Consider the following 11,798-nt stretch of genomic DNA (forward strand, 5'->3'; position numbering starts at 1 on the left):
TCTCGCCGGGGATTTGCTGCGACGAACATGACAAAAACAGTCGGGTACGTCAATCCTGATTGATTAACTCAATTTAGGAGGATTTTCATGGCCGCCGTGAACCCCATGTCGCATCCATGGATCGAGCCCGCGACCGGCGCGAGGCTCGGCCACGCGGCGACGCTGCGCCGCATGGCCGAGGCGCGGGTCGCGCTGCTCGGTGAACGGCATGACGTCGCGGCGGACCATCGCTGGCAGGGAAACGTGATCGCCGGCCTCGCCGCCCTGCGCGACGAACTGGTGGTGGGGTTCGAGATGTTCCCGCGCCGTGCCCAGCCGGCGCTCGATGCCTGGACGGAGGGCCGGTCGGACGAGGCCGCGTTCCTGCGGGACAGCGGCTGGCAGCAGGTCTGGGGCTTCGATCCCGCGCTCTATCGCCCGATCTTCGATCTCTGCCGCGAGCTGCGCCTGCCGGCCCGGGCGTTGAATGTCGATCGACCGATCGTCAGCCTGGTCGGCCGCGACGGCTGGGGCGCGCTGCCCGAAGCGGAGCGTGCCTGGATGACCCCGGCCCGCCCCGCCGGCGCCGCCTATCGCCGCTATCTCTTCGAGGTCACCGGCGGCGCGCGGCCGGACCGGAAGGCGGCGAGCGCGGAGGATCCGGCCTTCGACCGATTCGTGCGCGCGCAACAGACCTGGGACCGCGCCTTCGCCTGCGCCATCGCCACCGCGCTCGCCGATCGGCCGGGTGCGCTGGTCGTCGGCCTGATCGGGCGCGGGCATCTCGAATATGGCCACGGCACCCCGGACCAGCTCGCGGATCTCGGGGTCGCACCGGTGATCGTCGCCCTGCCCGGCGGCGGGCGGGGCGACGACGCCGCGATCGCCGACCTGCTGTTCGAGCCGGCCAGCGGCGCGCACGCGGACACGGCGCGGTGAACGCCTGTTGATATATCGCAGGCAGGCTGGCAGTCTCGGCGCTCCGCGGCCAACGAACCGCGCGGCAGGGGGGAGACACAGACGATGACGGTGCCAGGCGCGGACGCCGCGCTGATCGTGATCGATGTTCAGAACGACTTCTGTCCGGGCGGCGCCCTCGCCGTCGCGGATGGCGCCGCCGTCGTCCCGCTCGTCAACCAGATCGCACCGCTGTTCAAGGTGCGGGTGTTCACCCAGGACTGGCACCCGGCCGACCACGGCTCCTTCGCGGACAACCACGCGGGCGCGGCGCTGTTCTCCATGACCGAGATGTCCTACGGGCCGCAGGTGTTGTGGCCGGCGCATTGCGTGCAGGGCACGTCCGGCGCGGCCTTCCACCCCGATCTTGACACCAACCGCGCCGACCTCGTGTTGCGCAAGGGGTTCCGGCCGCATGTCGACAGCTATTCCGCCTTCTTCGAGAATGACCGCGACACGCCGACCGGGCTCGCCGGCTATCTGCGCGAGCGTGGCATCGCGCATGTCTGGCTGGCCGGGCTCGCGACCGATTTCTGCGTGCATTATTCCGCGATGGACGCGATCCGGCTCGGCTTCGCCGTGACACTCGTCGAGGACGCCTGCCGCGAGATCGATCTCGACGGCTCGCACGGCCGCGCGCTCGGGGCGATGGGCTCGGCGGGTGTCGCCTTTGCCCGGACCGAGGAGATCCGCGCCGCAATTGGGGTAGGACGATGACCGAAATCGCCAAACGCGTCTACGACCATGCCTGGCGTATCGATCCGATCGTGCGCTCGCTGCTCGATACCGATTTCTACAAGCTGATGATGCTGCAGTCGGTGTTCCAGCGCCACGCCGACGTGCGGGTCGAATTCAGCCTGATCAACCGCAGCAAGGACGTGCCGCTCGCGAAACTGATCGACGAGGGCGACCTCCGCGCCCAGCTCGATCATATCCGCACGCTGCGCCTCAGCCGCGGCGAGGGGACCTGGCTGCGCGGCAACACCTTCTACGGCAAGCGGGCAATGTTCAGCCACGATTTCATGACGTGGCTCGAAGAGTTCCAGATGCCCGACTACCGGCTGGAGCGGCGCGGCGACCAGTACGAACTGACCTTCGAAGGCTCCTGGCCCGAAGTCATGATGTGGGAGATCCCGGCGCTCGCCGTGCTGATGGAGCTGCGCGGCCGCGCGGTGCTGAACGGCATGGGCTATTTCGAGCTGCAGGTGCTCTATGCCCGCGCGATGACCCGCGTTTGGGAAAAGATCGAGCGCCTGCGGCGAATGCCCGACCTCAGGATCTCCGATTTCGGCACCCGGCGCCGGCATTCCTTCCTGTGGCAGGACTGGTGTGTGCAGGCGATGCTGGAAGGGCTCGGCGACAAGTTCCAGGGCTCGTCCAACTGCCTGATCGCCATGCGCCGCGAGGTGGAGGCGATCGGCACCAACGCCCACGAGCTGCCGATGATCTTCGCCGCGCTGGCAAAAGACGACGCGGAGCTGGCAGACGCGCCCTACAAGGTGCTGGAGAACTGGCACGACGATTACGACGGCAATCTTCGGATCATCCTGCCCGACACCTACGGCACCGAGGGTTTCCTGAAGCGCGCGCCGGACTGGCTCGCCTCCTGGACCGGAATCCGCGTCGATTCCGGCGCGCCCGAAACCGGCGCCGAGGCCGCGATCGCCTGGTGGAAATCCAAGGGCCAGGACCCGCGGGAGAAGCTCATCATCTTCTCGGACGGGCTCGATGTCGACAAGATCGAGGCGCTCTATGTCCAGTTCCACGGCCGGGTGAAGCTCGGCTTCGGCTGGGGAACGCTGCTCACCAACGATTTCCGCGGGCTGGCGCCGAAGGACGCGCTGGCCCCCTTCAGCCTCGTCTGCAAGGCGATCAGCGCCAATGGCCATCCGACCGTGAAGTTGAGCGACAATCCGGCGAAGGCGATGGGCCCGGCCGACCAGGTCGAGCGCTACAAACGGGTGTTTGGCGTCGGCGCCCAGGTGGCGGAACCGGTCACGGTTTGAGATGACCGGAGCGGGCTGGAGTGGAGTCCGATCCGGCAGAGCCGGTTCGTCCACTCCGGAATCTGGATTCAACGCAAGATCCTGACCACCGGACGGGTCCGTCCGGTTGGATATTGCTCCAGCGCATCGGCGCGGCGCTTCCGGACGCCGCCGCGCAAGCGCGCGGGAGGCGGGCGCGATCCAAGGCCGCCGATTCACGTGACTCTCCGGGCGTTCGACCGCGCCAAACCTGTGGATCGGGCCGCCAAGCCGGCGTATTCCTCGATCGAAACAAGGGGAAGCGTGATGAATTTCGACATGCCCGTTCACGCGGACAATCCGCCGCCCGTCGACAAGGACTGGTGGCGCGGCGCGGTCATCTACCAGATATATCCGCGCTCGTTCCAGGATTCCAACGGCGACGGGGTGGGCGATCTCGCCGGCATCATCAACCGCCTCGGCTATGTGGCGAGCCTCGGGGTGGATGCGATCTGGATCTCGCCCTTCTTCCCCTCGCCGATGCTCGATTTCGGCTATGACGTCACCAATTATCGCGACGTCGACCCGATGTTCGGCACGCTCGCCGATTTCGACGCGCTGGTCCGCCGCGCGCATGAGCTGAAGATCCGGGTCATCATCGATCTCGTGCTCAGCCACACATCCGACACTCACCGCTGGTTTCGCGAGAGCCGCTCGTCCCGCGACAATCCGAAGTCCAACTGGTATGTCTGGGCCGATGCCAAGCCCGACGGCACGCCGCCCAACAACTGGCTTTCGATCTTCGGCGGCTCGGCCTGGGAGTGGGACGGCGAGCGGATGCAGTACTATCTGCACAATTTCCTGACCTCGCAGCCGGATCTGAATTTCCACGAACCCGAGGTGCAGGACGAATTGCTGGAGGTCGCGCGCTTCTGGCTCGACCGCGGCGTCGACGGCTTCCGCTTCGACACGATCAACTTCTATTTCTGCGACAAGGAACTGCGCGACAATCCGGCACTCGCGCCGGAGCGGCGCGACTTTTCCACCGCGCCGGAGGTCAATCCCTACAACTGGCAGGAGCATCTTTACGACAAGAGTCGACCTGAGATGATCGGCTTCCTGCGCCGGATGCGCGCGCTGATGGACCAGTATCCGGCGGTCGCCGCGGTGGGCGAGGTCGGCGACGCCCAGCGCGGCATGGAGATCATGGGCGAATATACCCGCGGCGACGACCGGATGCAGATGTGCTACGCCTTCGAGTTCCTGTCCACCGAGGTGCCGACCGGTTCGCGCGTCGCCCAGGTGCTCGACCGCTTCGCCGAGGTCGCCGCCGATGGCTGGAGCTGCTGGGCCTTCTCCAACCACGATGTCGAACGGCACGTGACCCGCTGGGGCCTGAACGACGCCCAGCTGCGCCTCTATCTCGCGCTGCTCATGTCGCTGCGCGGCTCGGTCTGCCTTTATCAGGGCGAGGAACTCGGTCTCGCCGAGGCCTATGTCGCCTTCGAGGATCTGCAGGACCCCTACGGCAAGCGCTTCTGGCCGAAGTTCCGCGGCCGCGACGGCTGCCGGACGCCGATGGTCTGGATCACAGACAATCTGGGCGGCGGCTTCTCGGACGCGAAGCCCTGGCTGCCGATCCCGATGGACCATCTCTCGCATTCGGTCTCGGCGCAGGAACATGACGCGCTGTCGGTGCTCGCCTTCTACCGGCGCATGATCGCCTTCCGGAAGCAGCATCCGGTGCTGGCCAAGGGCGGGTTCGAGATGCGATCGGCCAACGCCGACTGCCTCGCCTTCGAACGCGCGCTGGGGGGCAAGCGCATGTTCTGCGCCTTCAATTTCTCGAACACCGACCAGACCCTGCCGCCGCCGCCCGGCGACTGGCGCATCGCGCAGGCCGCGGGATTCGCCGGCCATATGGAGCAGGGCGGCGTCTACCTGCCGGCCTATCAGGCGCTGTTCGCGGAGTACGAGGAAAACAGTCATTGAATTTTTCAATTTGATTGATTAATCCCTCGGGCAATGTCAGACAGCGGCGGTGGGGCCGCGGGCCTTGCACTGCGAACCCGCGTCGAGTGAAGTCTGAGTCGGCGGGCCCCGTTCGGGCCGCCTTGACCGAGGGGGATGCGGTCGATGTTCCTGGTCTGCGGCGAAGCGCTTTTCGATTTCTTTCTGGAGACCGACTCCGGTCCGGTGGCGGCGACCTATGCGGCGCGCGCCGGTGGCTCGCCCTTCAACGTGGCGATCGGCCTGTCGAGGCTCGGCATCCGCTCGGGCCTGCTGACCGGCCTCTCGACCGACATGCTCGGCCAGCGGCTGGTCGCGGTGCTGCGCGCCGAGGGCGTCTCGACCGACTATGCGATCCCGACCGATCGGCCGACCACGCTCAGCCTCGTCGGCCTCGACGCCGCCGGGGTGCCGGCCTACCAGTTCTATGACAACGGCTCCGCCGATACCGGCGTGATCGAGGCCGACCTGCCGCGCATCGGGACGGACATCGTCGGTCTGCATTTCGGATCCTATTGCCTCGCCGCCGCCCCGGTCGCCGACGCCTTCGCCGCGCTGGCGACGGCGGAGCGGTCACGCTTCATCACGCTCGACCCCAATGTCCGGCCGACCGTCGAGCCCGACATGGACGTCTGGCGCGAACGGCTCGCCGCGCTCTATCCGCTCGCGACCCTGATCAAGATCAGCGCGGAGGATCTGGAGCTGCTGCATCCGGGCCATTCGGCCGAGAATTTCGCCGCCGACCGGCTGGCGAAGGGCGTGAAGCTCGTCGTCGTCACCGACGGCGGCGAGGCGGCGCATGGCTGGGCGGCGCACGGGCCACTCGGCCGCGCCACGCCGCCGCCGGTCAAGGTCATCGACACGGTCGGCGCCGGCGACACCTTCCAGGCCGCGCTGATCTCCCAGCTGGTCTCCCATCCCGAAGGCGCGATCCGCGCGCTCGACGGACTCGACTCCGACCGGCTCGCGCGGATCCTCGACTACGCGGCGCGCGCGGCCGCGATCACCTGCTCGCGCCGCGGCGCCGACCTGCCGCGCGCCGAAGAGCTCCTCGTTTCATGATCGCACAAGGATAGACCGCTTGGTTTCGACAGTCATCCCAGTCCAGCCGTTCGACCTCGTCATCTTCGGTGCCACGGGCGATCTCGCGCATCGAAAGATCCTGCCCAGCCTCTATCGCCGCCTGTCGGTGCACCAGATTCCGGCCGGCGCGCGCATCATCGGCGCCGCCCGTGCCAAGATGAGCCGCGCGGAGTTTCGCACGAGCATTCGCGCGGCGCTGGTTGAATTCATCGGCGAGGAGAAGCTCGACAAGGGACTGCTGGAGGAATTCCTCGCCTCGCTCGACTATGTGCCGATCGACGCGGTGGGCGAGCAGGGCTGGAGCACGCTCGCCAAGAAGCTGGACGAAAAGCCGGATCATGTCCGAGCCTTCTATCTCTCGGTCGCGCCCGCGCTCTTCTCCGAAATCTCCGACCGGCTCGCCAAGGCGGGGATCGCCACCCCGGCCAGCCGCATCGTCGTGGAAAAGCCGCTCGGCCACGACCTCGCCTCGGCCAAGGCGCTGAACGCGCAACTCTCGCGCAATTTCGACGAGCACCAGATCTATCGCATCGACCACTATCTCGGGAAGGAGACGGTGCAGAACCTGATGGCGATCCGCTTCGGCAACGCCCTGTTCGAGCCGCTGTGGAACGCGCATTACGTCGATCACGTCCAGATCACCGTCGCGGAATCGATCGGGGTTTCCGGTCGCGGCGCCTATTACGACAAGTCGGGCGCCATGCGGGACATGGTGCAGAATCACATGATGCAGCTCCTCTGCCTCACCGCGATGGAGCCGCCCTCGAAGTTCGATCCCGACGCGGTGCGCGACGAAAAGCTGAAGGTGATCCGCGCGCTCGATCCGCTGACGCTCGGCGATACCGTGCGCGGCCAGTACCGCGCCAGCGGCAAGGACGGCAGCTATTTCGATCATGTCGGCGACCCGAACAGCCGCACCGAGAGCTTCGTCGCGCTCAAGGTCCATGTCTCGAACTGGCGCTGGGCCGGCACGCCCTTCTATCTGCGCACCGGCAAGAAGCTCGGCTCGCGCTTCTCCGAGATCGCAGTGGTCTTCAAACAGCCGCCGCACACGATCTTTCCGCAGGTCGAGGCAATGCGCGGCAATGCCCTCATCATCCGGCTGCAGCCGAACGAAGGCATTACCATGCGGGTCACCATCAAGGATCCGGGTCCGGGCGGAATGCGGCTGATCGAGGTCCCGCTTGACATGACCTTCGCCGACGCTCTCGGCTCCGAAGGCGAGATGCCGGAGGCCTACGAGCGGCTGATCATGGACGTGATCCGCGGCGATCAGACGCTGTTCATGCGCGGCGACGAGGTCGAGGCGGCCTGGGCCTGGACCGATCCGATCATCAAGACCTGGAACGACGCCGGCACCAAGCCCCTGCCCTACGATCAGGGCAGCGCCGGACCGATCCAGGCGTACAAGCTGACCAGCGCCGAGGGGCATCTGTGGCGCGAGTTCGAGGCGTGAACGTCGCCCACCAGTTCTATCCCGACCGCGACACGCTGATGCGCGGTCTGGCCGAGCTCGTGGCCGACCAGCTGCGCGCCGCGCTCGCGACGAAGCACCGCGCGACGCTGGCGGTGCCGGGCGGCACCACGCCCGGTCCGTTCCTCGAGGCGCTGTCCGAGGCGGACCTCAACTGGCCGGAGGTCACCGTGATGCTGACCGACGAGCGCGTGGTGCCGGAGCTCAGTCCGCGATCGAACACCCGGCTGATCCGCGAGACCCTGATGCGCAACCGCGCCGCCGGGGCGAACCTCCTGCATTTCCACGCCTTGGGCTCGGGAATCGAACCTATCCTCGCGGCGATCCGCGGCCGTGTCGCCACCGCCCTGCCGATCGATGTGCTGGTGCTTGGCATGGGCGCGGACATGCACACCGCCTCGCTCTTTCCCGGCGCGCCCGAACTCGCCGCCGCGCTGGCCGAGGATGCCCCCGACATCGTCGCCGTGCATCCGCCCGACCAGCCCGAAGCGCGGCTGACGCTGAGCGCCGCCGTCCTGCGCGGGGCCGGAGTGATTCACGTGCTGATCGCCGGCGCCGACAAGCTCGCCGCGCTCGACACCGCGCTTGAAGCGGGGCCGGTCGCCGAGGCGCCGATCCGCGCCGCCCTGACCGCGCCCTGCCCCGTCACAATCCACTACGCCGCCTGACAAAGGGAGGGAGCCCGCCCATGTCGCTGAACGCCACCGTCGCCCGAGTCACCCAGCGGATCATCGATCGTTCGTCCCCGATCCGACGCCCCTATCTCGACCGCATGGCCCGCGCCCGCGCCGAGGGACCGAAACGCGCGCATCTCACCTGCGGCAACCAGGCCCATGCCTACGCCGCGATGACCGACGGCGAGAAGGCGATCCTCGTCGGCGACAGCGCCGGCAATCTCGGCATCGTCACCGCCTACAACGACATGCTGTCGGCGCATCAGCCGTTCGAGACCTATCCCGCCCTCATCCGCCGCGCCGCCGCCGAGATGGGCGGCACCGCGCAGGTCGCCGGCGGCGTGCCGGCGATGTGCGACGGTGTCACCCAGGGCCAGGCGGGGATGGAGCTCAGCCTCTTTTCGCGCGATGTCATCGCCATGGCGGCCGGCATCTCGCTGTCGCACGACGTCTTCGACAGCACCGTCTATCTCGGCGTCTGCGACAAGATCGTGCCCGGCCTCGTCATCGCCGCGGCCACGTTCGGCCACCTGCCGGCGGTGTTCCTGCCGGCCGGGCCGATGACCTCCGGCATCCCGAACGATCAGAAATCCAAGGTCCGGCAGCAGTTCGCCAGCGGCGAGGTCGGCCGCGACAAGCTGATGGAGGCCGAGATGGCCTCCTATCACGGTCCAGGCACCTGCACCTTCTACGGCACCGCCAACACCAACCAGATGCTGATGGAGTTCATGGGCCTGCACCTGCCCGGCGCCTCCTTCGTCAATCCCGGCACGCCGCTGCGCGAGGCGCTGACCATCGAGGGTGCCAAGCGCGCGCTGGCGATCTCCGCGCTCGGCAACCAGTACACGCCGGTCTGCGACGTGCTCGACGAGCGGGCCTTCGTCAACGGCATCGTCGGGCTGAACGCGACGGGCGGCTCGACCAACCTGCTGATCCACCTGATCGCCATGGCCCGCGCCGCCGGCATCCTGCTCGACTGGGAGGATTTCGCCGAACTCAGCGACGCGACGCCGCTGATGGCGCGGGTTTATCCGAACGGCCTCGCCGACGTGAACCATTTCCATGCCGCCGGCGGCCTCGGCTTTCTCATCGGCGAGCTTCTCGACGCCGGCCTCCTCCACGACGACACCCGCACCGTCGCCGGCGACGGCCTCGCGCGCTATTCACAGGAACCGAAGCTGATCGACGGCGCGCTGGTCTGGCAGGACGGCGCCGACCACTCGCTCAACGACAAGATTCTGCGCCCTGCCACCGATCCCTTCCAGGCGACCGGCGGCACCCGGCGGCTCCGGGGCAATCTCGGCACCGGGGTGATGAAGGTCTCGGCCGTCGCGATCGAGCGCCAGATCGTCGAGGCGCCGGTTCGCGTCTTCCACGACCAGGACGAGGTGAAGCGCGCCTTCCGCGCCGGGGAATTCACCACCGATACCATCTTCGTCGTGCGGTTCCAGGGCCCGAAGGCCAACGGCATGCCGGAACTGCACAGCCTCACCCCCGTGCTCGCCGTGCTGCAGGACAAGGGGCTGAAGGTGGCACTGGTCACCGACGGCCGCATGTCCGGCGCTTCCGGCAAGGTGCCCTCGGCGATCCATGTCAGCCCGGAGGCACTGGATGGCGGCCCGCTCGCCCGACTGCGCGACGGCGACCTCGTGCGGGTCGATGCCATCGCCGGCACGCTCGACGTGCTGACGCCCGGCGTGCTCGATCGACCGAACGTGCATCCGGACCTGTCCGCCAACGGGTACGGCGTCGGCCGCGAACTCTTCGCCGCCTTCCGCGCCCAGGTCGGCGCGGCCGAGGCCGGCGCCTCACCGCTGTTCTGAACCGCCGCCTGCCAACACCAGAAGGAGCCTCGCGCGATGACCCCCAAGGACGCATCGGCCTATGCGAAGGAAATCTGCGGCCTCGCGCCGGTCATCCCAGTGATCGTCGTCGATGATCTCGCCTATTCCGTCCCGCTCGCCGAGGCGCTGGTCGCCGGCGGGCTGCCGGTGCTGGAGGTAACGCTGCGCACGCCGGTCGCGCTCGACGTCATCAAGGCGATGGCCGAGGTTCCCGGCGGCGTGGTCGGCGCGGGCACCCTGCTCGGACCGAAGGACGTCAAGGCCGCCAAGGCCGCCGGCGCGAAGTTCGGCGTCTCGCCCGGCGTGACCGAGGAACTGCTCGCCGCCTGCGAGGAGGAGGAGCTGCCCCTGCTCGCCGGCACCGCCACCATCTCCGAGGCGATGCGCCTGCTCGCCCGCGGCTACGACGTCGCGAAATTCTTCCCCGCCGAGGTGAATGGCGGCGCCCCCGCGCTCAAGGCGTTCTACGGGCCGCTGCCCCAGATGAACTACTGCCCGACCGGCGGCGTAAGCCCGGACAACGCCGTTTCGTATCTGTCGCTGCCGAACGTGATGTGCGTCGGCGGCTCGTGGGTGGTCACCAAGGCGCTGATGAGCGGCGGAGAATGGGGCGAGATCGAATCGCTTGCCCGCGCCGCGAGCAGGCTCGGGAGGTAATCATGGCCGACAGGATCTGGCAGGCACTGATGGACGCCGGCGCGAGCGCGCGCGACCGCCATATCACCGCGCTCTTCGAGCGCAATCCCGATCGGTTCCGCGAATTCTCGGTATCGCTCGGCGACATGACGCTCGATTTCTCCAAGACCAGTCTCGACGCCCACGCCCTTACCCTTCTGCTCGAACTGGCGGCGGCGCGCGGCGTGCCGGTCCATCGCGACGCAATGTTCCGCGGCGAGGCGATCAATGTGACCGAGGGCCGCGCGGTCCTGCACACCGCGCTCCGCAACCGCTCGAACACGCCGGTGCTCGTCGATGGCGCCGACGTCATGCCCGGAGTGAACGAGGTGCTCGGCCGCATGGCCGCCTTCTCCGCCGGCGTCCGCGACGGTACCATCGCCGCGGCGGACGGCCGCCCCTTCACCGATGTCGTCAATATCGGCATCGGCGGCAGCGATCTCGGCCCGGTGATGGTGACGCTGGCGCTGGCGCCCTATCACGATGGGCCACGAACGCATTATGTCTCGAACGTCGACGGCGCGCATGTGCATGACGTGCTCGCCGATCTCGATCCGGCGCGGACACTTGTGATCGTCGCCTCGAAGACCTTCACCACCATCGAGACCATGACCAATGCGCGCACGGCCCAGGCCTGGCTGCGCGCCTCGCTCGGCGCCGCGGCGGACGGGCATTTCGCCGCCGTCTCGACCGCGCTCGACAAGACCGCGGCCTTCGGCATCGACCCGGCCCGCGTCTTCGGCTTCTGGGACTGGGTCGGCGGGCGCTATTCGGTCTGGGGCGCCGTCGGCCTGCCGGTGATGATCGCGGTCGGGCCGGAGAACTTCCTCGACTTCCTCGCCGGCGCCCATGCCATGGACCGCCATTTCGTCGAGGCGCCGCTACCGGCCAACATGCCGGTGCTGCTCGCACTCGTCGGGGTCTGGCACCGCAATATCTGCGCCTATGCCAGCCGCGCCGTGCTGCCCTATGACCAACGGCTCAGCCGCCTGCCGGCCTATCTGCAGCAGCTCGACATGGAATCGAACGGCAAGGGCGTGGCGCTCGACGGCTCGGCGCTGCGTCGCGCCAGCGGCCCGATCGTCTGGGGCGAGCCCGGCACCAACGGCCAGCACGCCTTCTACCAGCTGATCCACCA

10 protein-coding genes are annotated in these 11,798 nt (G+C 68.0%); all 10 read left to right on the plus strand.

All coding sequences use genetic code 11. From position 1 onward, the window contains the following. Window positions 1-87: 87 nt before the first annotated feature. Entirely contained in the window at window positions 88-918 is an 831-nt protein-coding gene (locus tag Q0480_RS16590) for a ChaN family lipoprotein (RefSeq protein WP_299134601.1), read from the plus strand. 84 nt (window positions 919-1,002) lie between these two features. After that, the gene (gene pncA, locus Q0480_RS16595; RefSeq protein ID WP_299134604.1) at window positions 1,003-1,653 is read left to right on the plus strand and encodes a bifunctional nicotinamidase/pyrazinamidase; all 651 of its coding nucleotides are present in this window, start codon (window positions 1,003-1,005) and stop codon (window positions 1,651-1,653) included. After that, window positions 1,650-2,942 carry a nicotinate phosphoribosyltransferase gene (gene pncB, locus Q0480_RS16600; protein WP_299134607.1) on the plus strand — a complete coding sequence of 431 codons (1,293 nt, stop codon included), beginning with the start codon at window positions 1,650-1,652 and terminating at the stop codon, window positions 2,940-2,942. Before pncA ends, pncB begins: the two co-directional genes overlap by 4 nt. Window positions 2,943-3,227: 285 nt before the next feature. Next, window positions 3,228-4,892, plus strand: a complete 1,665-nt coding sequence (locus Q0480_RS16605; RefSeq protein WP_299134611.1) for an alpha-amylase family glycosyl hydrolase — start codon at window positions 3,228-3,230, stop codon at window positions 4,890-4,892. Window positions 4,893-5,036: 144 nt separating this feature from the next. Further along, on the plus strand, window positions 5,037-5,972 hold the full coding sequence (locus Q0480_RS16610; RefSeq protein ID WP_299134614.1) for a carbohydrate kinase: 936 nt from the start codon (window positions 5,037-5,039) through the stop codon (window positions 5,970-5,972). Between the two features lie 19 nt (window positions 5,973-5,991). Next, window positions 5,992-7,449 (plus strand): glucose-6-phosphate dehydrogenase, encoded by a 1,458-nt coding sequence (gene zwf / locus Q0480_RS16615; protein WP_299134616.1) that lies wholly within the window; start codon window positions 5,992-5,994, stop codon window positions 7,447-7,449. Beyond that, window positions 7,446-8,135 carry a 6-phosphogluconolactonase gene (pgl, locus tag Q0480_RS16620; protein WP_299134618.1) on the plus strand — a complete coding sequence of 230 codons (690 nt, stop codon included), beginning with the start codon at window positions 7,446-7,448 and terminating at the stop codon, window positions 8,133-8,135. The genes zwf and pgl overlap by 4 nt, the downstream gene beginning before the upstream one ends. Window positions 8,136-8,155: 20 nt before the next feature. Then, window positions 8,156-9,964 carry a phosphogluconate dehydratase gene (gene edd, locus Q0480_RS16625; RefSeq protein WP_299134620.1) on the plus strand — a complete coding sequence of 603 codons (1,809 nt, stop codon included), beginning with the start codon at window positions 8,156-8,158 and terminating at the stop codon, window positions 9,962-9,964. A 36-nt stretch (window positions 9,965-10,000) separates the two neighbouring features. Then, entirely contained in the window at window positions 10,001-10,642 is a 642-nt protein-coding gene (gene eda / locus Q0480_RS16630; protein ID WP_299134623.1) for a bifunctional 4-hydroxy-2-oxoglutarate aldolase/2-dehydro-3-deoxy-phosphogluconate aldolase, read from the plus strand. 2 nt (window positions 10,643-10,644) lie between these two features. Further along, on the plus strand, window positions 10,645-11,798 hold a 1,154-nt coding region (pgi, locus tag Q0480_RS16635), incomplete at its 3' end, for a glucose-6-phosphate isomerase (RefSeq protein ID WP_299134625.1).

Origin of the sequence: uncultured Amaricoccus sp. (assembly GCF_937891315.1) — a bacterium.
GTDB lineage: Bacteria > Pseudomonadota > Alphaproteobacteria > Rhodobacterales > Rhodobacteraceae > Amaricoccus.

What these genes read in the sequence shown, in the direction of transcription:
- Q0480_RS16590 (WP_299134601.1), top strand. Translation starts at nt 88, where the DNA reads ATGGCCGCCGTGAACCCCATGTCGCATCCATGGATCGAGCCCGCGACC.
- pncA (WP_299134604.1), top strand. Translation starts at nt 1,003, where the DNA reads ATGACGGTGCCAGGCGCGGACGCCGCGCTGATCGTGATCGATGTTCAG.
- pncB (WP_299134607.1), top strand. Translation starts at nt 1,650, where the DNA reads ATGACCGAAATCGCCAAACGCGTCTACGACCATGCCTGGCGTATCGAT.
- Q0480_RS16605 (WP_299134611.1), top strand. Translation starts at nt 3,228, where the DNA reads ATGAATTTCGACATGCCCGTTCACGCGGACAATCCGCCGCCCGTCGAC.
- Q0480_RS16610 (WP_299134614.1), top strand. Translation starts at nt 5,037, where the DNA reads ATGTTCCTGGTCTGCGGCGAAGCGCTTTTCGATTTCTTTCTGGAGACC.
- edd (WP_299134620.1), top strand. Translation starts at nt 8,156, where the DNA reads ATGTCGCTGAACGCCACCGTCGCCCGAGTCACCCAGCGGATCATCGAT.
- eda (WP_299134623.1), top strand. Translation starts at nt 10,001, where the DNA reads ATGACCCCCAAGGACGCATCGGCCTATGCGAAGGAAATCTGCGGCCTC.